Here is a 26300-nt window from a genome sequence, read left to right on the forward strand (position 1 = left end):
GCCGCAATGACCGCTACCGGTACACTCGGCTCTCGTGTCTTTCGTCGACGACGTGGTCAGCGTCCTCCCCCGGCCCCTGCGGGAGATCGCCTACCGCCACCACGAGCTGATCAAGTTCGCGATCGTCGGCGCGACGACCTTCGTGATCGACAGCGGGATCTTCTACTTCCTCAAGCTGACCGTGCTGACCGAGAAGCCGGTCACCGCGAAGATCATCTCCGGCGTCATCGCCGTGATCGCCTCCTACATCCTGAACCGCGAGTGGTCGTTCAAGAACCGCGGCGGCCGGGAGCGCCACCACGAGGCGCTGCTGTTCTTCGCGGTCAGCGGTGTCGGCGTGATTCTCAGCAACATCCCGCTGTGGATCTCCAGCTACGTGTTCGACCTGCGGCAGCCGAACGTCAGCTTCGTGGTCGAGAACGTCGCCGACTTCGTCAGCGCCTTCATCATCGGCAATTTCCTGCAGATGGCCTTCCGGTTCTGGGCGATGCGGCGCTGGGTCTTCCCGGACGAGATGACCGAGCTGGAGGCCGAGCTCGAAGAGCTCATCGAAGAGGAACAGCTCGGGCAGGCCTGACCGGCTGACCGTAGTCTCAGCGCGGCTCGGGCGCCGCGCCCGCCGCCCGCGACGGCGTCCACGATCCGAGGAACACCGCGAACAGCGCGGGCCTGCGCCGCTGCAACTCCAGACGTCCACCGTCCGCCTCGATCAACGCGCGCGCCAACGCCAAGCCGACGCCCGTCGACCCGCCCGCGGAGAACCCGCGATCGAAGATGTGCGGCGCCAGCTCGTCGCGCACGCCCTCGCCCTCGTCGGCCACCTCCACGCACACCAGCGGCTCGCGAGCATTGCCAGGACGGACCGTGCGCACCGACACCGTGCAGATGCCCCCGCCGTGCATGAGCGCGTTGTCGATGAGCACCGTCACCGCCTCTCGCAGGCGCGACGCGGTGATCGGCGCGCGCAGCGACTCGTCGCCGGTCAGCACCAGCTCGCGCCCCGCCTCGGCGAACGGATGCTTCCACTCGGCGACGATGCCGCACAGCTCGTCCATCACCGGGATCGGATCGCGGTCGGCGGCGTCCTCGTCGCGGGACGCGCGAACCAGTTCGTCGATGGCGTCGGTGAGCCGGTCGACCTGCGCCATCGCCTCCTCGGCCTCGTGCACCACCTCGGGATCCGCGTGCGCGGAGAGTTCGTCCAGGCGCAGCCGCACCGCGGTCAGGCGGCTGCGCAGCTGGTGGGAGACATCGGCGACCAGCGCGTGCTCGCGTTGCAAACGGCCCGCGATCTCCACGGTGGCCGAGTCGAGCACGTCGGAGACGCGGTCCAGTTCGGAGATGCCGTGGCGGCGCGGGTCGGCGCGGAAATCGCCCATCGCCAGCCGCGCCGCGCGCGCCGCGACGTCGCGCAGCGGATCGGCGACCCGGCGCGCCGTCACCACCGCGACCGTCACCGCCGCGCCGAGCGAGGCGAGCACGGCCAGCGCCACCACCGCGACCGCCTGCCGCTGCCGCGCGTGCATGGGCGCGGCGGGCACCTCGAGGCGCAGCGATCCCGATGTGCCCATGGACAGCGATTCGACCAGCGGGTCGGGCACCGAGTCCGCGCCGATGTCGAGGCGGGAGGCGTTGTCCTGCGGACTCGGGTAGACGATCGTGAGCTTGCCGTTCTCCGGCACCAGCGGACGCACGACGCGCACGTCGAGACCGCCGCGCACCAGGCCGTCGGCCTGTTCCTGGGCGATGACCTCGGTGGCGATCCGGTCCAGCCTGCTCTGCAGGTCGTTGCGGGTGATGTCCTCGACCCACAGCCAGGCGGTGTAGGTCAACGGCACGCCGAGCACAACCGTGGTCAGTGTCAGCACGGTCAACATCGACCGCAGGATCCGGCGCCGCACGTCAGTCGGTGTTCAGCCGGAAGCCGACGCCGCGCACCGTGACGATGCGCCGCTCGGCCATCGGCCCCTCGTCGCCGATCTTGCGGCGCAGCCAGGACATGTGCATGTCCAGCGTCTTGGAGCCGCGTAGTTCGGCGTCGCCCCAGACCTCGCGCAGGATCGTCTCGCGCGGCACCACCTGGCCCGCACGGTCGATGAGTACCTTGAGCAGCTCGTACTCCTTGTTCGCCAGACCGACCTCCGCGCCGTTGACGAGCACCCGGCGCGCGGCAGGCTCCAGCCGGATGCCGCCGACCTCGACCGCCTCGTCGCCGATTCCGCTGCGGCGCAACAGCGCTCGCACCCGTGCCAGCAATTCCGCGAGCCGGAACGGCTTTCCGACGTAGTCGTCGGCGCCCGCGTCGAGCCCCACCACGAAATCGACCTCGTCGGTGCGCGCGGTGAGCATCAGCACGGCGAGATCGGCGCCGCGGGCGCGCACCTGCCTGCACACCTCCAGCCCGTCCATGCCGGGCAGGCCGAGGTCGAGAATCAGCAGGTCGTGATGGCCTTCGAGAGCGCGGCGCAGCACGGCGGGGCCGAAGCTCTCCACGGTGACGTGATAACCCTCCCGCCCCAACGCTCGCGACAGCGGGGCGGCGATGGCCTCGTCGTCTTCGGCCAGGAGTACGGCGGTCATGGAAACAGATTACGGATCGCGGGCGCGAACGCCCGACTCACCGATGGCCGCCCGCCGGGCCGAACCCGTGCTGGTGGCTCGACCTGTCCACTTCGAACACCTGGTGGTAGAGCAGCGCGTGCACGTCCTGCACGCCGGGGATGTCGTCGTATTCGAGCGGCTCCTCCGAGGACGAGCCGATGATCAGGGTGCCGGTGCCGAGCATCCGGTCGAACAGCCCGTGCCGGAACTGAACGCTCGAGATGCGGCTCATCGGGATATCGATGCCGGTGTGGGTGAGCACGCCTTGGCGCACGAGCACGCGCCGGTCGGTGATGATGAAGTGGGTCGTCCGCCAGCTGAGAATCGGTGCGACACAACGCCAGACGACGATCGCGAACCAAATGGCGAAGATCAGGCCGAGCACGACGGTCGTGGCGGTGCCCACGGTGTTGCGGTACGCGAGTCCCCCGGCGAAACCGGCCAGCGCCGTGGCCCCGATCAGCGTCACGATGGGCCAGAAGAGCATCTTCCAATGCGGATGGCGATGGAGTATCAACTGCTCGTCGGGGGCGAGCACATCCTCCGGATAACCCATGCTCGGAACCCTACCCCGGCAAGATGCCAGAATGCCTGACACCGGCTCCCGCGTGCTGCACAATCGTCAGCTTGCGGGGGATCGCTTCACTGGCTGTATCGCATTGCGCACGACCCGGCTCCGCTCGCTCGACAAGCTCGGCCCCGATTCAGACGACAACCACTCGGCATGACGTGTACTGACGACTGTGGAGGCGTGTGTGACCAAGGATCTGACCCAACTCGAAATCCTGACCGAACTCGAACCGGTGGCCGAGCGGAACCTGAACCGGCATCTGTCGATGGCCAAGGACTGGCATCCGCACGACTACGTGCCGTGGGACGAAGGGCGCAACTTCGCGGCGATGGGCGGCGTGGACTGGGAACCCGAGCAGTCCACACTGAGCGACGTGGCCAAGGCCGCGATGATCACCAACCTGCTCACCGAGGACAACCTGCCCTCCTACCACCGCTTGATCGCGCAGAACTTCTCCCAAGACGGCGCGTGGGGCAGCTGGGTCGGCCGCTGGACCGCCGAGGAGAACCGGCACGGCATCGTCATGCGCGACTACCTGGTCGTCACCCGGGGCGTGGATCCGGTCGCGCTGGAACAGGCCAGGATGATCCACATGACCCAGGGCGTCGACGCGCCCGCGGACTGGGACGGTTTCCTGGTCAACGTCGCCTACGTGACCTTCCAGGAGCTCGCCACCCGGGTCAGCCACCGCAACACCGGCAAGGTCTGCGAAGACCCGATCGCCGACCGCATGCTGCAGCGCGTGGCCGCCGACGAGAACCTGCACATGATCTTCTACCGCAACCTGTGCGGCGCGGCCCTCGATCTGGTTCCCGACCAGGCGATCATGGCGCTGACCAGGGTGCTCACCAGCTTCGTCATGCCGGGCGCCGGGATGCCGAACTGGCGCCGCAACAGCGTGCTCATGGCCAAGCACGGCATCTACGACCTGCGCCAGCATCTCGACGAGGTGGTCTCACCGGTACTGAAGAAGTGGGACATCTTCGAGCGCAACGATTTCGGGCCGCGCGGCGAGCAGGCGCGCGAGCGGCTCGGCGAGTTCGTGGACAAGCTCGGCCGCGACGTGCTCAAGTTCGAGGAGCAGCGAGACCGCATGCTCGCCAGGGAGGCGGCGAAAGGGGACTTGCAGCCCGCCTGATCGCTCGTACGGGTCGGTGGCGGTGGCGAACCATCGCCACACCACCGCCGATCAGTAATCGGCGCGCAAGTGGGTGACGTCGCCGGCGGAGACCGCGTCGTGCCCGATCAGCAAACGCCCGGTCGCGTCGATGCCCGTCGCGACACCGGTCAGGGTCCGGCCGCCGGGCAGTTCGGCGCGCACGTCCATGCCGAGCGTGGCGCAGCGCTCGCGGTAGGCGGCGGCCAAGTCGTCGGTCGCCCACGACGCGTCGCGCCAAGCCGTGAAGCGGCGCGCGAACTCGGTCAGCAGCGACTGCGCCACCAAGGTGCGGTCGGTCTGTGCCGCGCCCGCCAGCGCGAGCGAAGTCGCATGCGGCACCGGCAATTCCGCCTCGGTGAGGCCGACGTTCACGCCGACGCCGATCACCACCGCGGGTACATCGCCGCCCGCGGCCACCTCGGCCAGGATGCCCGCGACCTTGCGGCCGCCGATCAGAATGTCGTTGGGCCACTTCAGCATCGCGTCCACACCCGCCGTGGCGCGCAGTGCGTCGGCCACTGCCACGCCGGTCAGCAGCGGCAGCCAGCCGAGCACCTCGGGCTCGATGCCGGGCAGCCGCACCAGCATCGACATCGCGATCTGCGCCCGCGGCGGACTGACCCAGGTACGCGCGTGCCTGCCGCGGCCCGCCTTCTGGGTCTCGGCGATCAGCACGCGGTGATCCTCGGAGGTCGCGGCCGTGGCGATCAGATCGGCGTTGGTGGAACCGGTGGATTCCACCACCTCCACCCGCGCGAAGAAGTCCGCGTAGTCGCTCTCGGCGAGGCCGCGCCGCAACTGTTCGGCATCCAAAGGCGGTCGGTGCGCGGAATCGGGCGGTGGCGTCTGCACGAACCGCAGGCTACTCGCCCCCGTCCCGGAGTCGGGACGGGAGCGATCGGTCTCAGCCCACGAGGTCGTAACCGGCCATGCTGCCCGGCTCTCGCTCCCCGCGCGCGGTGGTGTCGGAGGTCGGCTCCTCTTCCTCGAACTCCGGATCGAGGATGGTCGGCTCGGCCTCGCGCACCCGCCAATTCGTCGACGCCGCCGTGGCGTATTCGGCGACGGTTCTACCCCACTCCCACATGTCTGGCTCCTCCCCATGAGCCGAAAAATGGACTCCCGCAGGGTATCCGGCGGCCCCGTCCGCACGAAACCGATTTTTCGCTCGAAAACCCCTCTGAGCCCTGTCGACCTGGGCTTTTCTACTCGCGGGTAGCCCACCGTGGGTTAGAAGGACCGACTGCTACTGGTTACACTCCGAAGCCATGACGAGTGTCCAGCAGCAGTCCGCATCCGGTTCGGCGGGCGAACCCGATATCCACACCACCGCCGGGAAGCTGGCCGACCTGCGGAATCGGCTGGAAGAGGCCAAGCACCCGATGGGTGAGGCCGCGGTCGACAAGGTGCACGCCAAGGGCAAGATGACCGCCCGCGAACGCATCCTCGCGCTGCTGGACGAGGGCTCTTTCGTGGAACTCGACGCGCTCGCCCGGCACCGCAGCGTCAACTTCGGGCTGGAGAACAACCGGCCGCTCGGCGACGGCGTGGTGACCGGTTACGGCACCATCGACGGCCGCGACGTGTGCATCTTCAGCCAGGACGTCACCGTCTTCGGCGGCAGCCTCGGCGAGGTGTACGGCGAGAAGATCGTCAAGGTGATGGACCTCGCGCTCAAGACCGGCCGCCCGCTGATCGGCATCAACGAGGGCGCGGGCGCGCGCATCCAGGAGGGCGTCGTCTCCCTCGGCCTCTACGGCGAGATCTTCCACCGCAACATCCAGGCCTCCGGCGTGATCCCGCAGATCTCGCTGATCATGGGCCCGGCCGCGGGCGGACACGTCTACTCCCCCGCGCTCACCGACTTCGTGGTGATGGTCGACGGCACCAGCCAGATGTTCGTCACCGGTCCGGACGTCATCAAGACGGTCACCGGCGAGGACGTCACCATGGAGGACCTCGGCGGCGCGCACACCCACATGACCAAGTCCGGCGTCGCGCACTACGTGGCCTCCGGCGAGCAGGACGCGCTCGACTACGTCAAGGACCTGCTCAGCTACCTGCCGAGCAACAACCGCGCCGAGGCGCCGCGCTTCGCGCCCACCGACCCGATCGACGGCGCCATCGAGGACTCGCTCACCGAGGAAGACCTCGAGCTGGACTCGATCATCCCGGACTCGCCGAACCAGCCGTACGACATGCACGAGGTGATCCGTCGCCTGCTCGACGACGACGAGTTCCTCGAGGTGCAGGCCGAGCGCGCGATGAACATCATCGTCGGCTTCGGCCGCATCGACGGCCGCAGCGTCGGCATCGTGGCCAACCAGCCCACCCAGTTCGCCGGCTGCCTCGACATCGACGCTTCGGAGAAGGCCGCGCGCTTCGTGCGCACCTGCGACGCGTTCAACATCCCGATCATCACCCTGGTCGACGTTCCCGGCTTCCTGCCCGGCACCGGCCAGGAGTACAACGGCATCATCCGGCGCGGCGCGAAGCTGCTCTATGCCTACGGTGAGGCCACTGTGGGCAAAATCACCATCATCACCCGCAAGGCCTACGGCGGCGCCTACGACGTCATGGGTTCCAAGCACATGGGCGCCGATGTGAACCTCGCCTGGCCGACCGCTCAGATCGCCGTGATGGGCGCTTCCGGCGCCGTCGGATTCGTCTACCGCAAGCAGCTGCAGCAGGCGGCCAAGGACGGCAACGACGTCGATGCGCTGCGGCTCGAGCTGCAGAACGAGTACGAGGACACTCTCGTGAACCCGTACGTCGCCGCCGAGCGCGGTTACGTCGACGCGGTCATTCCGCCGTCGCACACTCGCGGCCAGATCGTGTCCGCGTTGCGACTGCTGGAGCGCAAGATGGTGACCCTTCCGCCCAAAAAGCACGGCAACATCCCGCTCTGAGTCAGCGATAACCTCGGTAGCCCGCGCACACTGGTTGCAGACGCAATGAGTGAATCCGAGGATGATTACCGCGTCATCCCATTTCGGGTAGCGCAAGACGCCCGATGGAGCTAGAGGAAGGATCTGGCACTGTGACGACCGTGGCAGAAGAAGACGTGTTGACCGCCGCCGAGTTGGATCTCGCAGTCGACCCGATCGCGGACGAGGTCGAGTCGGTCACCGCCGACGCGTCCACCCCGACCGCCGAGGCGGGCGAGCAGCCGTTCATTCGAATCGTCAAGGGCTCGCCGTCCGACGAGGAGGTCGCCGCACTGGTGTGCGTGCTGACCGCCGCCGCGAACGCGGCGAGCGCACCGGCCGCCACCGGCCCCGCCGACATGTGGGGTCGCCCGACCGCGATGCACCGCGGCACGTCACCGTTCTCGCCGTACGCCTTCCCGCACCTGTCCACCCGTCGGTGACGACGACGCTGGTTCTCGCGTCCGCGTCACCGGCGCGCAGGGAGGTGCTGCGCTCGGCGGGCATCGACCCGGTGGTGCGCATCTCCGATGTGGACGAGGACGCGGTCGCCGCGGCCCTGCCCGCCGACACCACCCCGCAGACGGTCGTCGTCGAGCTGGCCAGGGCCAAGGCGGTCGCGGTCGCCTCGGTCGTCCCCGAATACGCCGCCGACTGCGTCGTGGTCGGTTGCGATTCCATGCTGCTGGTGGACGGCATTCTCCAGGGCAAGCCGCACACCCCCGAGGTGGCGCGGGCCCGCTGGGCCGAGATGGCCGGGCGCAGCGCCGATCTGATCACCGGGCACTGTGTGCTGCGGCTGGTCGACGGCGAGATCGTCGCCGAATCCGTGGACTGCAGTTCCACGACAGTGCATTTCGCCAAGCCGGAACCGGACGAGCTGGACGCCTACATCGCCACGGGCGAGCCGCTCCAGGTGGCGGGGGCGTTCACGTTGGACGGGCTCGGCGGCTGGTTCGTCGACCGGATCGAGGGCGATCCGTCGAGCGTCATCGGTATCGGCCTACCACTGCTGCGCCGACTGCTTGGCGACGTTGGGGTCGCCGTTGCGCAGTTGTGGCGCCACACGGCCCAGTAGCGGCGGCGTGAGGGGCGCTTCCGCGCCGCCTGCCTCGGCGCCGACGGGCACCGAGGCCGCCTCGCGATTCTCCTGATTTCGGCGAGCCAGGTATTCGAGCCGGGTCACGCACAGCTCGGGTTCCACGAACGGTTGCAGCCGGACGTTCACCTCGCCGCGCGCGCCGTTGCGGTCCAGCACTTCTCTGATCAAACCCAGATGCACGCCGCACACCACCTCGGAGTGGGTGCGGGCCAGTTCCCGCAGCGGGCAGGCGGTCATCCGGATCACCGCTTGGCCGGAGGTCTCGGCGGCGGCATCGCGCTCCGGCGCGAACCCGAGCTCCGAGAGCAGCGTCATCGTGACTTCTCTGGCGTCCTCCAGGGACTCCACCGCGTAATCACCGGCGTCGAGCTTGGCGCCCCAGGCCCGACCCGCCGCGACGGCGGCTTCCGAGCGGCGGCGCGGATCGGGACCGAGCTGGTCGGCGAGCACCTGCGCCAATTCCTGATAGCCGACCGAGCGCTGCACCGCGCTGTAGCCGATGCGCGGACGGCCGCGGCCACGCGGTGGCTGCTGGAATTGGCGGACCAGGGATTCCTTGGTGAGCACGTCGAGGTGAAACCGCACCGTCGTGACGTGTTGCCCGGTGATTCTGGCCAGCTCCTGGGCGTCGAGAGGCTCGCTTGCGCCACGTAGGATCGCGAGCAGTCGCCGCCGCGGCCAAGAATCGGACATAGCTCACCCCTCCTCCCGGGAGACTTTATCGGATGAGGGTGCGATTTATTCGCCCAATCAGCCGATTCGTGATCTGAAACGAGTTTCACAATCGCCTCACATTTAACATCGCTGTGAGACCTGAACCGCCGTAACCACCGTCTACCTCGTGTGAAGGACCCAAATCGTGCCCGTCGCCCCGGACTCACATCCCTCATTCGGAACGTACGCACATCCTCACCGACTAGTAACCACAGAGTGGCTGTCGGCAAACATAGGCGCGCCGGGACTCAGGATCGTCGAGTCCAACGAGGACATCTTGCTGTACGACATCGGACACGTGCCGGGAGCCGTCAAGATCGATTGGCGCGGTGATCTCAACGATCCGGTCACGCGTGACTATATCGACGGCGCCCGTTTCACCGAACTGATGCGGGCCAAGGGCATCTCACGCGACGACACGGTGGTCATCTACGGGGATCGGGGCAACGCCCAGGCGGCGCACACATTGTGGCTGTTCACGCTCTTCGGGCACGAGGACGTGCGGCTGCTCGACGGCGGGCGTGAGGCGTGGATCTCCGAGGAGCGCGACACCACCTTCGACACCCCGAATCTCCCGGTCAGCGACTACCCGACGGTGCGCCGCGACGACACGACCGCGCGCGCCTTCCGCGAGGACGTGCTCGCCCACCTGGGCAAACCGCTGCTCGACGTGCGCTCGCCCGAGGAGTACTCCGGCGAACTCACCCCCAAGCCGGACAACCCCGAGGACGCGGCGCTGCGCGGCGGCCACATTCCCACCGCACTGAACATCCCGTGGGACTCCTCGCTCCACTCCGACGGGCGTTTCCGCTCGCGCGCGGAGCTGGACACCACCTACGCGCCCCTCGACGGCGCCGACGACTTGGTCGTCTACAGCCGCGTCGGCGAGCGTTCGAGCCACACCTGGTTCGTGCTGACCTATCTGCTCGGGTACAAGAAGGTCCGCAATTACGACGGCTCTTGGACCGAATGGGGCAATTCGGTGCGGATGCCGATCGCCAAGGGGGCTGAACCGGGCGAGATTCCGGCGGGAACGCCCCGGCGCGGGCGGGGAAAGTAAGGCGTACCTGCGGCCACGCGCGGGCCCGCTGTCGGACTGCGTCCGGCAGCACTCGATCGGCCGAACAGGGCTTCGATCACAACAGATGCGAATGTGTGATGCGCGACCTACTGTTCAGTAGGGCTATCCGAGTTCGGTGTCTGTTGGCAGACTGCCTACACTCGCCCCAGACGAAATTGTCGACAGGGCGCGGAGCCTGCGCGGTGTTCCGAACCCCACCGGGAACGGAGCCTGCGCGGTCCCACCCGCGAAGCGACCAGAAGAATGCAACCAGGAGGCTCAGTGCCCAGCCATGCCAGCGCGCGGATCACGAAGGTACTCGTAGCTAATCGAGGCGAGATCGCCGTGCGCGTGATCCGGGCGGCCAAGGACGCCGGCATCGCCAGTGTCGCGGTGTATGCCGAGCCCGACGCCGACGCGCCCTTCGTGAAGCTCGCCGACGAGGCGTTCGCGCTGGGCGGCCAGACCTCGGCCGAGTCGTACCTCGTGTTCGACAAGATCCTCGACGCCGCCGCCAAGGCGGGCGCCGACGCGATCCACCCGGGCTACGGCTTCCTCTCGGAGAACGCCGACTTCGCCCAGGCCGTGCTCGACGCCGGCCTGATCTGGATCGGTCCCTCGCCGCAGTCCATCCGCGATCTGGGCGACAAGGTGACCGCCCGCCACATCGCCGAGCGCGCGAACGCGCCGATGGCCGCGGGCACCAAGGACCCGGTCAAGAACGCCGACGAGGTCGTCGAGTTCGCCAAGAAGTACGGCGTGCCGGTCGCGATCAAGGCCGCGTTCGGTGGCGGCGGTCGCGGCATGAAGGTCGCGCACTCCATCGAGGAGATCCCCGAGCTGTTCGAGTCGGCCACCCGCGAGGCGGTCGCCGCGTTCGGTCGCGGCGAGTGCTTCGTCGAGCAGTACCTGGACAAGGCCCGCCACGTCGAGGCGCAGGTCATCGCCGACAAGCACGGCAACGTCGTGGTCGCAGGTACCCGCGACTGCTCGCTGCAGCGCCGCTTCCAGAAGCTGGTCGAGGAGGCGCCCGCGCCGTTCCTGTCCGACAAGGTGCGCGCCGAGATCCACGAGTCCGCCAAGCGGATCTGCCGCGAGGCCCACTACTACGGCGCGGGCACCGTCGAGTACCTGGTGCAGGGCGACACCGTGTCGTTCCTCGAGGTCAACACCCGCCTGCAGGTCGAGCACCCGGTCACCGAGGAGACCGCGGGTATCGACCTGGTGCGTCAGCAGTTCCGCATCGCCAACGGCGAGGAACTGGACATCAAGGAAGACCCCACCCCGCGCGGCCACTCCTTCGAGTTCCGCATCAACGGCGAGGACGCGGGCCGCGGCTTCCTGCCCGCCCCCGGCCCGGTCGAGGTCTACCGCGAGCCGTCGGGCCCCGGTGTGCGCGTGGACTCCGGTGTGGTCGCGGGCAGCGTGATCGGCGGACAGTTCGACTCGATGCTGGCCAAGCTGATCGTCACCGGCGAGAACCGCACCCAGGCGCTGGAGCGCGCCCGGCGCGCGCTGGCGGAGTTCGAGGTCGAGGGCCTGGCCACCGTCATCCCGTTCCACCGCGCCATCGTCGAGGACCCGGCGTTCATCGGTGACGGCGAGAAGTTCGACGTCTACACCAAGTGGATCGAAACCGAGTGGACCAACAACATCGAGCCCTACACCGGTAGTGCCGCCCCCGCCGAGGAGGACGAGGACCTGCCCCGGCAGAAGGTCGTCGTCGAGGTCGGCGGCCGTCGCGTCGAGGTCTCGCTGCCCGGCAACTTCACCGTGGGCGCGGGCGCCGCGGGTGCGGCGAGCAACGGCGCCGGTGTGATCCGCAAGAAGCCGAAGCCGCGCAAGCGTGGCGGTGCGGGCGGCGGCGCGGCCTCCGGTGACGCGGTCACCGCGCCGATGCAGGGCACCGTGGTCAAGGTCGCCGTCGAGGAGGGCCAGACCGTGGAAGCGGGCGACCTCATCGTGGTGCTCGAGGCCATGAAGATGGAGAACCCCGTCAACGCGCACAAGGCGGGCGTCGTGACCGGTCTCGCCGTCGAGGCGGGCGCCGCGATCACCCAGGGCACCGTGCTGGCCGAGATCAAGTAAGGCGACGTACGGCTGCGCCAACCGAATGTAGGTCGCGCCCTCGTGGCCGACCGCACCGCACGAGAGCGGGCGATGGACAACGGAGTCCGCGCCCGCTCTTGTCGTATCGTGGTTCGGTGACCAGCTCTACCGTGGCCGAGATCATCCGCGGCCGCAGCGCCACCGGTTCCCGCGCGGACGGGCATCGCCTCGCGCTCGTCATCGAAGGTGGCGGCAGCCGCGGCGTCTACTCCAGCGGCATGGTGCAGGCGCTCGAGGAACTCGGCGTCTCCGGGGTGTTCGACGCGGTCTACGGCACGTCGGCGGGCGCGATCAACGGCGCTTGGCTGCTGTGCGGGCGGGCCGTGCCGGGGATGCGGTCCTGGTCGAATCCGGAGATCATGCGGCGGGTGATCGATCCGAGCAGGCTGTTTCGCGGCGGCGCCGCCTTCGACGTGCGGTACCTGGTGCATCGGGTCTACGACGGCCTGGAGCCCATGGACTTCCCGGCGATCCTGAACAACCCCACCACCTTCCACCCCATCGGCACCGACATCCGCACCGGCAACGCCATCGACCTGCGCCCGCACATCTACGACAAGCGCACCCTCATGCGGGCGCTGCGGGCCAGTGCGAACCTGCCGATCCTGGCCGGTCCGCCCGTCACCTTGGACGGCGTCCCATACCTCGACGGCGGCATCGCCGAGCCGATCCCGATCCACAGCGCGGTGCGCGGCGGCGCCACCCACTGCCTGGTGCTGCGCACCCGCCGCGCCGACGAGTCGCGCCCGCCCGCCTCCCGCGTGCACCAGATGGTCGGCGGCAACTACCTCCGCCTGCGCGCCCCCGGCGCCTACCGCGCCTGGCTGCGCCGCCCGCAGCAGGAAGAGGCGGAGAACGCCCTGCTGGCCTCTCTCGGCGACGCGGTCCTGCAGATCCACCCGCCCGCCGACGCCCCCACCGTCGAAGGCACCGCCCGCGACACCGACCTGCTCACCAAGGCGCTGGAACTCGGCCGCCAGGCGGTCCACTCGACCCTCGCCCGCGTCGACGCCGCCTGACCGCGGCACTGTCCGACCCGGTCCCTCGACAGTCTCCTCGGCCTCCGATGTCCGCGGGCAGTGGCCGCCGACGAGCCACGTCGCAGCGACCCGACTCCCGCGTCGCTCGGGACCGGTCGTCGCGGCCCGGTCTGGCGTCATGAGCAGGACGTAGCCGCCGAGCGGATTGCTCTCGGGACGCGCGGGCAGTCAAGGGCGCTTCTTCGCCTGCGCATGCTGTTCGGACGAGGCGTCCGGGGGCTTTCGCTGCGCGTCACGATCTGGACTACGGGCCGATGCGTAGGCAACGGGCCGTTATCCGGTCGGAGAGCCGCGATCGCTTCTCGATCGGCGAATCGACGCGGCTCAGTCGAGGGCGACGGTGACGCCGTCGGAGAGGACGAAGTCGTGGAGTTCGAGGTGGGCCGGGGTGCTGCCGGGTGGCACGTCGAAGACCAGCACGGTGGTGGCCGACGCGCCGGGGCGCAGTTCGAAGGAGTGCCCGAGGCGGGACTGCATGGCCTGCCAGGCGGTGGCGGTCGTGTCGTGGTCGATGGCGTTGCCTTGGGCGTCGAACAGCTTCTGGCCGAAGGGCAGGAACCACTTCGTCTCGTCGGAGATGTTGCGGACGGCGAGGGTGACGATCAGGAACGCGCCCTGCGCCGATTGCAGACCGACGCGCGCGACTCCCGACTTCACGTCGGTCACCGCGAACTCGAACTTGCCGTCCCGCACCGCGCTGTACGCCGGGGCGGGGACGTCCGGCTGGTTCGGCGCGGGCTCCGGCCCCTCCTCGACCATCGCGGCGGGCGGCGGCGCGGTCGTGGTCTCGTTCCCACCGACCGCGGCGATCAACGCCAAGCAGCCCGCGGCGAAGACGAAGGGCGCCAAGAAGATCACGACCAAGGCACCGATGACCTTCCGCAGCACCCCGCCCCGCTTGCGCCGCGGCATTCGCTGCGGAGGCGGGGCGACGTACGCGGGCCCGCGCGACGGCCACACCGGCCCGAGCGACCTCGGCCGCCGAACAACCGGGGCCGGCTTGCGGCGCAGGTACCACCGCTTGCCGTAGGGGTGCGGGACCGGCACACCCGGCGTCGAGACCGGTGGCGCGTAGCCCAGCGGCGCGACACCTTGTGGGGCAACTCCTGACGGCGCACGTCCCCATGCCGAGGCGCCTGGTGAGTTCCGCGGCGCGACATCCGACCCGGCACGACTCCCGGCCAGGGAACTCGGCGAATGGTCTGGCGCGAGGGCCTGCGGCGCCACTCTGGTCTGCACGAGCGTGGGCGTAGGGCCCGGCACGGGCATGACCTTCGTCGGCTTTGGCCCCTCGACCACCGCACGCCGCGCGCCTCCGGCCACAGGCGGACCGCCGACCGGCCGCCCCGCAGCGCCACTCGCCGCCGACGGCGCACTTCCCGATGGAACATGCTGGGCCACATCAGCCGAAACGACCTCGCGAGCCGCGCGAACGAGCTCCCCCGCGCTGGCGTACCGGTCCCCCGGCTCTTTCGCCATCCCCCGCGCGATGATCGCGTCGAGCCCGGCCGGGACCGCCGCGTTCACCGACGACACGCACGGCGGATCGGTCATGAGGTGCCCGCGCATCTGCTGGGCCGGGTCGGTGTCGCCGTAGGGGCGACGGCCGGTGAGGGATTCGTAGAGGACGCAGGCCAGGGAGTAGACGTCGGCGCGCGCGTCGGCGTGACCGCTGAAGCGTTCGGGCGCCATGTAGGCCCAGGTGCCGATCGCCAGACCCGTTGTGGTGACCGAGGTCTGGCCCGCGCCGCGCGCGATGCCGAAGTCGATCAGGTAGGTGTAACCGTCGGGTGCCACGAGGATGTTGGAGGGCTTGACGTCGCGATGCACCAGCCCGGCACGATGGGCCGCGTCCAGCGCGGTCGCGACCTGCCCGAGGATGTCGAGGGCCACGCTCGCTTCGAGCGCTCCGCTCTCGGTCAGCCGCGCCGCGAGGTCGGTGCCCTCCACGAATGCCATCTCGATGAACAGCCGCCCGTCGACGGCACCGTGCCGGTGGATCGGCACGATGTGCGGATCGCGCAGTGCGGCGGCGACCTGAGCCTCGCGCTCGAAACGCGTCCGGTACACCGCGTCCGCAGCGAGTTCGGCGGGCAGCAGCTTCAGCGCGACGCGCCTGCGGTCGGTGGTGTCGTAGGCCAACCAGACCTGTCCCATCCCGCCCTTACCGAGAAGCCGTTCCAGCCGATAGCGACCGAATCGCGCCGCAGTCATCGCGAACCTCCCAGTCACCATCGACATCCGCCGCGCCGACGCGGACTCCCGAATGCCGGGGCACACTACCGAAAGTCCAGCTCACGACATCGCTGCCGCGGGCACAGCCTTACAGGGAGCGTACCCCCGCCGACCATCTCGGACAGTGTGAGCTGGCCGACTCCCCCGCGATCCCCGCCTCGCGGGTGCGCGAGGCCGCGCGCGCTAGCCTTTCCCCATGGACGAGCTGCCCGACACCCGGATCGGCACCGCGGAGCGGGAGCACGCGATGCGGCGGCTGTCGGACAACTTCGCCGCTGGTCGCCTCAGTGTCGCGGAATTCGACGAGCGCAGCGCCGTGATCGCCGCGGCGGTGACCCGGGCCGACGTGGACCGTGTCTTCGCGGACCTGCCGCCGGAGCCCGCGGCCGTCGCCGCTCCCGCCGAACGCAAACCCCGGCCGTTCGACGAATGGTTGGACCGGGCGATGGCCGCGATCCCGATCGTCGCGCTCATCCTGTTCTTCGTCACCGGCAGCTGGCTGTGGTTCCTCGCGATCCCACTGGCCGGCGCTCTCTTCTTCGGCACACGACACGGAAAGCACTGATGGAACCCATCGAGATCAACGCGGGCAGCTGGTACCTGCGCGCCCTGCGCGCCGACGAACGGATCGACGACCGCCCGGCGCTCGCCGCAGGCGGAATCACCGACCCCGACTACGTCGCCCAGCGAACCGCCCAGTGGGACAAGGAAACCCACTACTCCTGGGCCGTCTGCGAACCGACCACGGCGGAGATGGTCGCCGAGATCGTCGTCACCCCGGCCGGAGACGGCACCGCCGAACTCACCGGCTGGTCCCGCGAAGGCTACGAGCCCGCGCTCGACGCCGGTCGCACGGCGGTCGGTCGCTTCGTCGAAGGCGGGTTGGGCCTGCGCCTAGCTGCGAACGACTGACAACGACGGCCGACGGGCCGGGCGAAATCCGCACACAACTGAGGTCGTCGGAGCGCCCAGGCCCTGTCTCGAAGTCCCATCCGCGGACTTCGAGACAGGGCCTAGCGCATGACCCCCGTGTGCCCGGTCGAATAACGCCCCGGCTGCGGCCACACGGTGAGCCCGTGCGGTCCGCGCCCCACCGGGATGCGGGCCAACAGTTTCCACTCGACGATGTCGATCGCGTAGACCTCGCCGTGGTGGCGTCCGGAGGCCCAGAAGATCCGGCCGTCGACGGAGATGTTGCCCATGTCCGGGCTGCCGCCGCCGGGCACAAACCACTTGTGCACCAAGCCGTTCGCCGCGAAGTCCCAGACCGAGATGCTGCCCTCGTGCCGGTTGGTGATGATCATCTGCTTGGAGTCGCGGGTGATGTAGAGGCCGTGCGCGCCGTCCCCGGTGGGCACGAAGCCCTTGCTCTCGAAGGTGAGCGCGTCGAAGACGTAGAGGCCGCCCGCCGCCATGTCGGCGACGTAGAAGGTGAGCCCGTCCGGCGAGAGTTTCACGTCCTGCGGCTTGCCCGAGCGGCCGCCCGCGAGATCGATGGTCTTGATCAGCTTGCGTTCCGCGACGTCGAAAACCTGCATGCGGCCGATGAATTCGCAGCTGGCGAGCGCGAAACGGCCGTCGGCCGTGAAGTCCATGTGGTCGACGCCCGCGCAGTCGGGCACCGGAAGGGCGTGTACTTTCTGCCAGGTCTTCGGGTCGTAGAAGTCCAGCGACTTGTCCGCCTCGGCGACGACGAGCGCGAACTTGCCGTCGGGCGTGTAGTACATGTTGTAGGGGTCCCGGACCGGGAAAGGCTCGCCGGGCAGGCCGGTGCGCGGGTCGATCGGCCGCAGGCTGCCGCCGCCGATCGGCAGGTCGTTGGTGACGTAGAGCGTCTGCATGTCGTACGACGGCACCACGTGCTGTGGCTCCTCGCCGCCCGCCGCGAAGGTGTCGATCACCTGGAAGGTGTTCTGGTCGATCACCGTGACGGTGTGCGACTGGCTGTTGGGGACGTACACCAGCGGCCGGTGATCGGCGACCGTTGGGCTCAGCTCCCGGTTGGCCGCGTACACGTCGGTCGCCGAGAGCGGCGGCGGCATGCCCGGCAACAGGTTGGCGATCTGCGGGGGCGGCGGCGCGGAGGTTGGGGCCGCGACCGCTGAGGTCGTGGACTCCGTGGCGACGATGCCCGCCTCACTGGTAGTAGTGCAGCTGGTCACCGCCGCCACGGCGGCCAAGGACGCGAATATCCCGCGAGGTGCGCCGCATCGGTTCACGCGCCTGCACCGTGCCTGTGAGGAGTGAGACGACATGTGAGCGAAGCCTACGGGCCGAACAGCCATTTCCCGGCTATCCACGCCGACCCGGTCTCCCGCCGCCTCACTCGACCGAACCGAGCACCCTTTCCAACGCGTCGACGGCGGCGTCCAGCTGCGCCGCGGTGACCGTCAGCGGCGGCCGGAACCGGATGCCGCGCTCGCCGGTGCCGAGGATCAGCACGTTCTCCCGCTCGCGCAGCGCCGTCAGCACCGCGTCGCGCAGGTCCGCCGTCGCCAGGGTGATGGCGCACATCAGACCGCGTCCGCGCGGCTCGGTGACGCGCGGATGATCCGCCGCGAGCCCCTCCAGCCTGCGCAACAGGTGCTCGCCGAGTGGCCGGGAGGCCTCGATGAGTCCGTCGCGTTCGATCACCTCGAGGATGCGACGGGCCCGCACCATGTCGGTGAGGTTGCCGCCCCACGTCGAGTTGAGCCGCGAACTCACCGCGAAGACGTGGTCGGGGATCTCGTCGACCCGGCCACCCGCCATCACGCCGCACACCTGGGTCCGTTTACCGAAGGCGACCACGTCGGGCGCCAGGCCGAATTGCTGGTAGGCCCAAGTGGTTCCGGTCATGCCGACGCCGGTCTGCACCTCGTCGAGGACGAAAAGCGCGTCGTTCTCGTGGCAGAGCCGCTGCACGGCGAGCAGGAACTCCGGGCGCAAGTGCCGGTCGCCGCCCTCGCCGAGGATCGGCTCGGCGATGAAACACGCTATGTCGTGCGGGTTTTCGGAGAACGCGCGGCGCGCCTGGTCCAGCGCCTGCGCCTCGGCGGCCTCGATGTCACGCCCCGGGGCCAGGTAAGGCGTCTCGATGCGCGGCCAATCGAACTTCGGGAAGCGGGCGGTCTTGACCGGGTCGGTGTTGGTCAGCGACATGGTGTAGCCGGTGCGGCCGTGGAACGCGCCGGTCAGATGCAACACCTTGGTGCCGAGATCCGGTGACCTGCCACCGGATTCGTTGTGTCGGCTCTTCCAGTCGAACGCGACCTTGAGCGCGTTCTCCACGGCGAGGCCGCCGCCATCGATGAAGAACAGGTGCGGTAGCCGCGGATCGCCGAGCACCCGCGCGAACGTCGCGACGAACCGCGCCATCTCCACGGTGTACATGTCGGAGTTGGAGGGTTTGTTCAGCGCGGCCGTCGCCAGCTCCGCGCGGAAGTCCGGGTCGTCGGCCAGCGCGGGATGGTTCATGCCCAGCGCGTTGGACGCGAAGAAACCGAACATGTCGAGGTAGGTGCTGCCGTCGCGTTCGTCGACGAGGCGGCAGCCGCGGGAGTTCGTCAGGTCCAGCACCATATCGAATCCGTCGGCGAGGATATGCGCCGACAGGATCTCGTGTACCCGGGTCGCGGGGGTGACCGGTGCCGTGTCACCATCCGATCGGGTGCGCTCCAGTTCGAGGGTCACACCAGTAGAGTACGAAAAGATTTACGGAATCTCTACAAGATTGCGGATTAATTACGCTCTACGGCTACCTGTCGTAGAATGTCTGCAGGATGATGGTGCTGCGCGTCCGGACGTTGGCGGTCGCCCGGATCTCCTGGAGCAGCTGCTCCAGATGCCTCGGCGATGCGACCCGTACCAGCAACACGTAGCTCTCGTCACCCGCCACCGAGTGGCATGCCTCGATACCCGGGATATGTTGCAGCACAGCGGGGGCGTCATCCGGCTGCGACGGGTCGAGAGGAGTGATCGCGACGAATGCCGAGAGCAGCTGTCCAAGTGCCTCCGGATCGACATGCGCTGTGTAGCCGCGGATCACGCCGCGCGCTTCCAGCCTGCGCACCCGAGACTGCACCGCGGAGACCGATAGGCTCGCCTTCTCGGCCAGGTTCGACAGGGTGGCGCGACCATCGGCCATCAGTTCACGAATCAGCAGGCGATCGATGTCATCGAGTACGGGTCTTGCCGGTGTATCCGCCATCAGTGGAGGCTAACCCAGTGAGCGCTGCTCGTGTCGAAAACCTCCACTCGTTCACTTCCGGCAACCTGGTAGCACCGGGTGCATGCCCACAGCGGAAACCAAAGCCGAAGCGGAGCAATCGATGACGAACACCCTGAGCGACCAGCTGACCCGCGATCTCGCCGACCGCGCGGCAACCCTCTTGCGCGGCCTCGGCGCCGAGCCGCCCGAGGACGGCGAGCTGACCGCCCGCACCCCCATCACCGGCGGTGTGCTCGCCACTCTGCCCGCCGACTCGTCCGCGTCCGTCGACGCGGCCATCGGACGCGCCGCCTCGGCCTTCGGCGCCTGGCGCACGGTGCCCGCGCCCGCCAGGGCGGCGGTGGTGCGCAGGCTCGCCGAACTGCTCACCGCGCACAAGACCGAACTCGCCCAGCTGGTCACCTTGGAGGCGGGCAAGATCGGCCCCGAGGCGGTCGGCGAGGTGCAGGAGATGATCGACATCTGCGAGTTCGCCATCGGGCTCTCGCGCCAGCTGTACGGGCGCACGATGCCCTCCGAGCGGCCCGGGCACCGGCTGATGGAGACCTGGCATCCGCTCGGCGTCGTCGGGGTGATCTCGGCCTTCAACTTTCCGGTGGCGGTCTGGGCATGGAACACCGCGATCGCGCTGGTGTGCGGCGACACGGTGGTGTGGAAGCCGTCCGAGACCACCCCGCTCACCGCGCTCGCCTGCCACACACTGCTGCGCCGCGCGGCGGCCGACGTCGGCGCGGATCCGCAAGTGCACCAACTGATTCAGGGCGGTTCCGAGGTCGGCGCCCGGCTGGTGGACGACGAGCGGGTCGCGCTGCTCAGCGCCACCGGTTCGGTGCGGATGGGTCGCATCGTCGCGCCGCGGGTGGCCGCGCGTTTCGGCCGCTGCCTGCTGGAACTCGGCGGGAACAACGGCGCCGTCGTCACGCCGTCGGCCGATCTGGAGCTGGCGGCGCGCGCCATCGTGTTCGCCGCCGCGGGCACCGCGGGGCAGCGCTGCACCACGTTGCGACGGCTGATCGTCCACGTCGACGTGGTCGGGCCGCTGCTCGATCGCGTCGAGAAGGCGTACCGGCAACTGCGCGTTGGCAATCCGCTCGACGACGGGGTGCTGGTCGGCCCGCTGATCAACGAATCCGCGCACACGAGCATGCGGGCGGCGATCGACCGCGCCCGCGCCGACGGCGGCGAGCTGGTCTGCGGCGGTGAGCCGGTACCCGGGTTCAGCGAGCACGCCCACTACGTGCGCCCGGCCATCGTGCGGATGCCCGCCCAGACCGCCGTGGTGCGCGAGGAGACCTTCGCGCCGATCCTCTACGTGCTCACCTACCACGACTTCGACCACGCCATCGCGCTGCACAACGCGGTGCCGCAAGGACTTTCGTCCGCGGTCTTCACCGGCGACCAACGCGAGGCCGAACGCTTCCTGGCCGCCGACGGCTCCGACTGCGGCATCGCCAACGTCAACATCGGCACCTCGGGCGCCGAGATCGGCGGCGCGTTCGGCGGCGAGAAGAACACCGGCGGCGGCCGCGAATCCGGATCCGACTCGTGGAAGGCCTACATGCGCCGCGCCACCAACACCGTCAACTACTCCACCGAACTACCACTCGCCCAGGGCATCCAGTTCGGCTGAAACCGCCCCCGACCAGGCGATTAGGTGCCACACCCTGCCCGTGTGTAAGGTTGAGACTACCGACGCGGGGTGGAGCAGCTCGGTAGCTCGCTGGGCTCATAACCCAGAGGTCGCAGGTTCAAATCCTGTCCCCGCTACAAACGAAAGCGGCCCGGAACAACACGTTCCGGGCCGCTTTTTTGCGTCTGGCGTCGATCAGCTCCTAGATGTTACCGCCGGTAACAGTAGTTCTCCGTATCCGATGAAAGGGGCAGGCAATGGGGCTCGCCCACTCCGCCGCCAGCACGATGGACCGCGACATCGAAGACGCCGAGTACGCGGCGAAGTTGACGACGTTGTCCGAAGGGTCGGTGGAACGGCACTTCGACCCGTACGTCGACATCGATTGGGGTTCGGCGGACTTCGCTGTCGATCCGACCGATCGGCGGTGGATCCTGCCCGAGGCGGACCCGCTCGGGCGGCACCCCTGGTACCAGGCGCAGCCGGAGGAGCGGCGGATCGCCATCGGGATGTGGCGGCAAGCGGGGATCGCGAAGGTCGGACTGCACTTCGAGCAGTTGCTGATTCGCGGGATCATGCAGTACGCGGCCCGGCTCGACAACGGCGATCCGGAGTTCCGATTCATCACCCACGAGGCGGCCGAAGAGTGCAATCACACCCTGATGTTTCAGGAGATGATCGACCGGATCGGCATGGATGTCGTGGGCATGGGGTCGATCGATCGCAAACTCACCCTCGCGATCTGGCCGACCGTGGTGTACTTCCCCGCGCTGTTCTTCACCATGGTCCTCGGCGGGGAAGAGCCGATCGACCACATGCAGAAGGCGATCCTGCGCTCCAGCGCGGACATGCATCCGATGGTCGCCAGGGTGATGCAGATCCACGTCGCCGAGGAGGCGCGCCACATCTCGTTCGCCCACGAGTACCTGCGCAAGAACGCCCCGCGGCTGGACCCGGTGCGCAAGACAGCGCTGTCGGTGCTGACGCCGATCGTGATGCGCGTGATGTGCGAGATGATCATGACGCCGCCGGTCGAGTTCCGCCGCGAATTCGACATCCCGAAATCGGTGATCGACGACTTGTACTGGCGCAGCGAAGAATCCCAGGCGACCCTGCGCGGCATCTTCGCCGACGTCCGCGCCCTCGCCACGGACTCCGGTCTGATGAACCCGGTGGCGAAGCTCGCGTGGAAACTCTGCGGAATCGACGGCCGCGCGTCCCGCTACCGCAGCGAGCCTGAACGCTGAACCCGGGATCCGCGGTGGCGATCCGGCGGTCAACGGTGACACGGTCGCCTCGACGTGGACCCCGGATTCCACCGGGGTCCACGTCCGCACGGCCAAGCTGGTCGTCGGCGATTACGAGGTGAGCAGCGAGGTCGGCACAAGTCTCGGAAGTGCCTGCCCGGTGCGGTATTACGGCGGGCGTCAGATCCGCGGCGGCTCGATACCGAGTTCGCGCAACCGCTCGGCGTACTCCGCGACGTTCGCGAGTTTGATGTTCTCGTAACCGCGGACGACGTCGGGGAGGGCGGCGGCCTGGACGGCTCGGTCGTAGCCGTCGGCGTCCAGATCGTTGGCGAGCGCGGTCACCATGCGCACGTAGTGGTCGCGAAGTTCGCGTTCGACGCGGCGGACGTGGGCGTAGCCGAAGGGGTCGAAGGCGGTGCCGCGCAGGCGCTTTCCCTTGGCGAGCAAGCGCAGGGCCAGGTGGCTGCGCGGGCCCATGCCGATCTTCTTCTCCCGGCCGAGCGCCCGTAGGACGGGCGGGTGCAAACGGTAGGTGAGGTTCGCGCCGTCGGGCACCTGGGCGGCGACCTCGGCGAGGAACGCGGGATCGGTCAGTCGCCGCGCCACCTCGTATTCGTCCTTGTAGGCGGTCAACTTGTACAGCCCGCGCGCCACCTGCTCGCTGAATTCGGTGCGGTCGGTGACCCGCCGTTCGGTGTCCCAGATGTGCCGCACGGTGCGCACGTAGTCGCGCGCCACCGCGACGCTCTGGAAACCGATCAGCTCGGCCGCGCGCAGCTCGACCAGCCGCCGCGTCTCCCCGGTCGCGGTGAACCCGTCGAACAGATCCGCGGGCACCACGACCCGCGCGGGCTCGGGCTTGCTGCGCGCGGTCGCGGCGGCGAACTCGTCGGGCCGCGCGATCGCGATCCTGCCCCAGCGGAAGGCCGAGAGATTGGCGGCGACGGCGACGCCGTTGATCTCGATGGCTTCCTCGATCGCCGACGCGGGCAGCCGCAGTCCCCCACTCTGATACGCCGCCCCGACCAGCAGGAAGTTGGCGGCCGCGGTATTGCCGAAGAGCACCTCGGCGGCCGCGAGCGCGTCGAACGAGCCGACCACCTTCGCCGCCCGCGCCAGCCGGGCGAGCAGCGACGACTCGTCCGGATAGGTGACGGACTTGTCGTAGACCATGTCGCCGGTGGGAGTCTTGCTCGTCGAGGCCACCGCGATGGTCGCGGTCGGCGAACCGTAGGCCAGGTTCTTGTCGTCGGTCGCGGCGAGCAGATCGAACGCGATGACGCAGTCCGCGGAACCGGGGGCGAGCCGGTTGGCGGGCTCCAGCGCGTCCGCCGCGAACCGCAGGTGCGACACGACCGGTCCGGCCTTCTGGCTCAGGCCGATCTGGTCGAGGCTCGCCACGTCGTAGCCCGCCCGCAGCGCCGCCGTAGCCAGCACCTGGTTCACGGTCACGATGCCGGTGCCGCCGATCCCCGCGAGGAAGACGTTCTGCGTGCCGGTCGGCGCCTCGAGCGCGAGTTCCGGCAGGCGCGGCGGCTGCGGACGGCGAACCTCCTTGCGCCGCTTGCGTTCCGCCGGGTCGGGCAGCTCCACCGTGACGAAGGAGGGGCAGTCGCCGTCCATGCAGCTGTAGTCGGTGTTGCAGGAGGTCTGATCAATGCGCGTCTTGCGGCCGAACTCGGTGTCGACCGGCTGCACCGAAAGACAGTTGCTCTTCACGCCGCAATCGCCGCAGCCCTCGCACACCGCCTCGTTGATGACCACCCTGGTCCGCCGGACCGGCAGCGCGCCGCGCTTGCGCTTGCGGCGCGCGTCGGCCGCGCAGTGCTGGTCGTAGACGAGCACGGTGACGCCGGGAATCTCGCGCAGCATGCGCTGGGCCTCGTCGAGCCGATCACGGTGCCACAGCAGCGTGCCCGGAGCGAGATCGCGCTTGCGGTAGCGCTTGGGTTCGTCGGCGCACACGATGATCTTCCGCACGCCCTCGACGCTGAGCTTGTGGGTGAGCCTCGGAACGCCGATGGAGCCCTCCGCGTCCTGCGCCCCTGTCATCGCGACCACGTCGTTGTGCAGCAGCTTGAAGGTGATGTTCACCCCCGCCGCGACGCAGGCCTGCACCGCCAGCTGCCCGGAGTGGAAATACGTTCCGTCACCGATGTTCTGGAACAGATGACCCACGTCGGTGAAGGGCGCCTGACCGATCCACTGCGCCCCTTCGCCGCCCATCTGGGTCAAGCCGGTGACGGCGCTGTCGGCGCGACCGGACAGAGTCACCATGGTGTGGCAGCCGATCCCGCCACCGGCCAGCGAGCCTTCCGGCACCGCCGTCGAGCGGTTGTGCGGGCAGCCGCTGCAAAAGTACGGTGCGCGTTTGGCGGACAGCACCGAAAGCGACAGCGGCTGCGGCAGGGCCCTTTTCATCTCCAGGTAGCCGGCGAGGGCTCGGCGCAGCGGGCCCGCGATGCGACCGGAGGTGAGTTCGCCATTGGGGCTGAACAACACTCGCCCATCGGCATCGGTCTTGCCGAGGATCTCGGGCGCATCGGCACGGCCGTAGAGGATGTCGCGAATCTGCGTCTCGATGAACGCGGTCTTGTCTTCGACGACGACGATCCGCTCCAGCCCGTCCGCGAACTGACGGACACGTTCGGGCGCAATGGGGTACGGCATGCCGATGCGCAGCAGCCGGACTCCGGCTCGGGACAGGTCGGCGTCGTCCACGCCGAGATCGACCAGCGCTTGGCGCATCGCGTCGAAAGTGGTTCCGGTGGCGGCGATGCCGATCCTGGCGCGCGCCGGGTTCACCTCGATGACGTCCAGCTCGTTGACGGTGCTGTAGGCCTTCACCAGTTCCCAGCGCGGGCCGTACAGGTCGGCCTCGGCGACGACGCTGTCGGTCGGCGCGGCCATCGGCCGCTGGAGGTAGGTGAAAGGCCTGCCCTCCCATTCGATCTCCGGGACGGTGATGGCGATGTCGCCGACCGAGCCGTCCACCGTCCATGCGCCGTCGGCCACGTCGGCGACGATCTTCAGCGCCACCAGGCACCCGGATGCCCGCGACAGCGCGACGCCGTGCAACCCCATGGTGATGATCTCGCGCGCGTTGCGCGGAAAGAGCACGGGGATGTTCATCGCCGCCAGCGACCGTTCGCTCACCGCGGGCACGGTCGAGGATTTCGACGCCGGATCGTCGCCGACCAGTAGCAGCACCCCGCCGCGCGCGTTGGCGCCGTACATATTCGCGTGCCGCAGCGCGTCGGTGGCGCGGTCGAGGCCGGGTCCCTTTCCGTACCAGACCCCGACGACGCCGTCGTGTGTCGCGTTGCCCGCGGGCAGTTGCGCTTGGCTGCCCCACACGGAGGTCGCGGCGAGTTCCTCGTTCAGGCCGGGGACGAAGGAGATGTCGTGCTCGGCGAGGACGGTGGGCATTCCGTTGAGCATCTTGTCCACGCCGCCGAGCGGGCTGCCCTGATAGCCGGAGACGAAGGTGCCGACCCGCAGGCCCGCCCGCAGATCGCGCACGTGTTGTTCCACCAGTTGCCGCGCGATCGCCTGCACCCCCGTCAGCACGACGGTGCCGGAGCCGACCCGGTAGCGGTCGGCGAGGTCGTATGGCGCGGTGATCAGATCGCGGTCGGCGAGCTCGGTCATCGGTCCACCCATCCGCTCGGCGCCCGGTCGGAGCGCTTCGC

General features: G+C 69.0%; 24 protein-coding genes and 1 tRNA gene. 14 read left to right on the forward strand and 11 right to left on the reverse strand.

Annotated elements, in window-relative coordinates; genetic code table 11:
- The first annotated feature begins 34 nt into the window (after positions 1-34).
- Positions 35-577: a GtrA family protein gene (locus tag AB0H49_RS13815; RefSeq protein WP_354999942.1), complete on the forward strand. Its 543-nt coding sequence runs from the start codon at positions 35-37 to the stop codon at positions 575-577.
- 16 nt (positions 578-593) lie between these two features.
- On the opposite strand, the gene AB0H49_RS13820 is transcribed toward AB0H49_RS13815, so the two are convergent.
- Genes AB0H49_RS13820 through AB0H49_RS13830 form a run of 3 tightly spaced genes read right to left on the reverse strand, consistent with a single transcriptional unit; the run spans position 594 to position 3157 of the window.
- Entirely contained in the window at positions 594-1901 is a 1308-nt protein-coding gene (locus AB0H49_RS13820; RefSeq protein ID WP_354999943.1) for a HAMP domain-containing sensor histidine kinase, read from the reverse strand.
- Position 1902: 1 nt separating this feature from the next.
- Positions 1903-2580: a response regulator transcription factor gene (locus tag AB0H49_RS13825; protein ID WP_354999944.1), complete on the reverse strand. Its 678-nt coding sequence runs from the start codon at positions 2578-2580 to the stop codon at positions 1903-1905.
- Positions 2581-2617: 37 nt separating this feature from the next.
- The gene (locus AB0H49_RS13830; RefSeq protein WP_357251062.1) at positions 2618-3157 is read right to left on the reverse strand and encodes a PH domain-containing protein; all 540 of its coding nucleotides are present in this window, start codon (positions 3155-3157) and stop codon (positions 2618-2620) included.
- A 31-nt stretch (positions 3158-3188) separates the two neighbouring features.
- Between AB0H49_RS13830 and AB0H49_RS13835 the strand changes: the two genes are divergently transcribed.
- The gene (locus tag AB0H49_RS13835) at positions 3189-3329 is read left to right on the forward strand and encodes a hypothetical protein (RefSeq protein ID WP_354999946.1); all 141 of its coding nucleotides are present in this window, start codon (positions 3189-3191) and stop codon (positions 3327-3329) included.
- A 27-nt stretch (positions 3330-3356) separates the two neighbouring features.
- Complete coding sequence (locus AB0H49_RS13840) at positions 3357-4310, forward strand: acyl-ACP desaturase (protein WP_357251066.1); 954 nt, start codon at positions 3357-3359, stop codon at positions 4308-4310.
- A 51-nt stretch (positions 4311-4361) separates the two neighbouring features.
- Here AB0H49_RS13840 and AB0H49_RS13845 read toward each other — a convergent pair whose 3' ends face one another.
- Positions 4362-5183: a biotin--[acetyl-CoA-carboxylase] ligase gene (locus tag AB0H49_RS13845; RefSeq protein WP_357251069.1), complete on the reverse strand. Its 822-nt coding sequence runs from the start codon at positions 5181-5183 to the stop codon at positions 4362-4364.
- Between the two features lie 52 nt (positions 5184-5235).
- A complete protein-coding gene (locus tag AB0H49_RS13850; RefSeq protein WP_357251071.1) occupies positions 5236-5418 on the reverse strand; it encodes a hypothetical protein in 183 nt (60 codons plus the stop codon).
- A 181-nt stretch (positions 5419-5599) separates the two neighbouring features.
- Between AB0H49_RS13850 and AB0H49_RS13855 the strand changes: the two genes are divergently transcribed.
- From AB0H49_RS13855 to AB0H49_RS13865, 3 genes are all read left to right on the forward strand, one after another.
- The gene (locus AB0H49_RS13855) at positions 5600-7240 is read left to right on the forward strand and encodes an acyl-CoA carboxylase subunit beta (protein ID WP_357251074.1); all 1641 of its coding nucleotides are present in this window, start codon (positions 5600-5602) and stop codon (positions 7238-7240) included.
- A gap of 131 nt (positions 7241-7371) precedes the next feature.
- Complete coding sequence (locus AB0H49_RS13860; protein WP_354999951.1) at positions 7372-7701, forward strand: acyl-CoA carboxylase subunit epsilon; 330 nt, start codon at positions 7372-7374, stop codon at positions 7699-7701.
- Positions 7698-8336, forward strand: coding sequence for a nucleoside triphosphate pyrophosphatase (locus AB0H49_RS13865; protein ID WP_357251078.1), 639 nt, complete (start codon positions 7698-7700; stop codon positions 8334-8336). Before AB0H49_RS13860 ends, AB0H49_RS13865 begins: the two co-directional genes overlap by 4 nt.
- Here AB0H49_RS13865 and AB0H49_RS13870 read toward each other — a convergent pair.
- Entirely contained in the window at positions 8262-9053 is a 792-nt protein-coding gene (locus AB0H49_RS13870) for a transcriptional regulator (RefSeq protein WP_357251081.1), read from the reverse strand. The two genes, AB0H49_RS13865 and AB0H49_RS13870, sit on opposite strands and share 75 nt — an antisense overlap.
- A gap of 166 nt (positions 9054-9219) precedes the next feature.
- Between AB0H49_RS13870 and AB0H49_RS13875 the strand changes: the two genes are divergently transcribed.
- The 3 genes from AB0H49_RS13875 (at position 9220) to AB0H49_RS13885 (ending at position 13262) form a co-directional block, all read left to right on the forward strand.
- A complete protein-coding gene (locus tag AB0H49_RS13875) occupies positions 9220-10134 on the forward strand; it encodes a sulfurtransferase (RefSeq protein ID WP_357251083.1) in 915 nt (304 codons plus the stop codon).
- A 282-nt stretch (positions 10135-10416) separates the two neighbouring features.
- A complete protein-coding gene (locus tag AB0H49_RS13880; RefSeq protein WP_357251085.1) occupies positions 10417-12222 on the forward strand; it encodes an acetyl/propionyl/methylcrotonyl-CoA carboxylase subunit alpha in 1806 nt (601 codons plus the stop codon).
- Between the two features lie 116 nt (positions 12223-12338).
- Positions 12339-13262 (forward strand): patatin family protein, encoded by a 924-nt coding sequence (locus AB0H49_RS13885; RefSeq protein ID WP_357251087.1) that lies wholly within the window; start codon positions 12339-12341, stop codon positions 13260-13262.
- 345 nt (positions 13263-13607) lie between these two features.
- Here the strand turns inward: AB0H49_RS13885 and AB0H49_RS13890 are convergent, their stop codons facing one another.
- Positions 13608-15497, reverse strand: a complete 1890-nt coding sequence (locus AB0H49_RS13890; RefSeq protein ID WP_357251090.1) for a protein kinase — start codon at positions 15495-15497, stop codon at positions 13608-13610.
- 217 nt (positions 15498-15714) lie between these two features.
- Between AB0H49_RS13890 and AB0H49_RS13895 the strand changes: the two genes are divergently transcribed.
- Together AB0H49_RS13895 and AB0H49_RS13900 are read left to right on the forward strand one after the other, a co-directional pair.
- Positions 15715-16083 carry a DUF1707 domain-containing protein gene (locus tag AB0H49_RS13895; protein WP_357251094.1) on the forward strand — a complete coding sequence of 123 codons (369 nt, stop codon included), beginning with the start codon at positions 15715-15717 and terminating at the stop codon, positions 16081-16083.
- Entirely contained in the window at positions 16083-16430 is a 348-nt protein-coding gene (locus AB0H49_RS13900; RefSeq protein WP_357251096.1) for a hypothetical protein, read from the forward strand. The genes AB0H49_RS13895 and AB0H49_RS13900 overlap by 1 nt, the downstream gene beginning before the upstream one ends.
- A 101-nt stretch (positions 16431-16531) precedes the next feature.
- Here the strand turns inward: AB0H49_RS13900 and AB0H49_RS13905 are convergent, their stop codons facing one another.
- The 3 genes from AB0H49_RS13905 to AB0H49_RS13915 form a co-directional block, all read right to left on the reverse strand.
- Positions 16532-17689: a beta-propeller fold lactonase family protein gene (locus AB0H49_RS13905; protein ID WP_355000526.1), complete on the reverse strand. Its 1158-nt coding sequence runs from the start codon at positions 17687-17689 to the stop codon at positions 16532-16534.
- 151 nt (positions 17690-17840) lie between these two features.
- Positions 17841-19190, reverse strand: a complete 1350-nt coding sequence (gene lat, locus AB0H49_RS13910) for an L-lysine 6-transaminase (RefSeq protein WP_357251099.1) — start codon at positions 19188-19190, stop codon at positions 17841-17843.
- Between the two features lie 64 nt (positions 19191-19254).
- The gene (locus tag AB0H49_RS13915; RefSeq protein WP_040686931.1) at positions 19255-19707 is read right to left on the reverse strand and encodes an Lrp/AsnC family transcriptional regulator; all 453 of its coding nucleotides are present in this window, start codon (positions 19705-19707) and stop codon (positions 19255-19257) included.
- A gap of 121 nt (positions 19708-19828) precedes the next feature.
- Here AB0H49_RS13915 and AB0H49_RS13920 point away from each other — a divergent pair, with 121 nt between their 5' ends.
- The 3 genes from AB0H49_RS13920 to AB0H49_RS13930 all read left to right on the forward strand — a co-directional run bounded on the left by AB0H49_RS13920 (position 19829) and on the right by AB0H49_RS13930 (position 22605).
- Entirely contained in the window at positions 19829-21358 is a 1530-nt protein-coding gene (locus AB0H49_RS13920; protein WP_357251102.1) for an aldehyde dehydrogenase family protein, read from the forward strand.
- Between the two features lie 63 nt (positions 21359-21421).
- Positions 21422-21495, forward strand: a tRNA-Met gene (locus AB0H49_RS13925).
- Between the two features lie 120 nt (positions 21496-21615).
- A complete protein-coding gene (locus AB0H49_RS13930) occupies positions 21616-22605 on the forward strand; it encodes a diiron oxygenase (RefSeq protein WP_357251105.1) in 990 nt (329 codons plus the stop codon).
- 180 nt (positions 22606-22785) lie between these two features.
- Here AB0H49_RS13930 and AB0H49_RS13935 read toward each other — a convergent pair whose 3' ends face one another.
- Positions 22786-26259, reverse strand: a complete 3474-nt coding sequence (locus tag AB0H49_RS13935; protein ID WP_357251108.1) for an indolepyruvate ferredoxin oxidoreductase family protein — start codon at positions 26257-26259, stop codon at positions 22786-22788.
- Between the last annotated feature and the right edge of the window lie 41 nt (positions 26260-26300).

This window comes from Nocardia sp. NPDC050713 (assembly GCF_040654315.1).
Lineage (GTDB): Bacteria > Actinomycetota > Actinomycetes > Mycobacteriales > Mycobacteriaceae > Nocardia.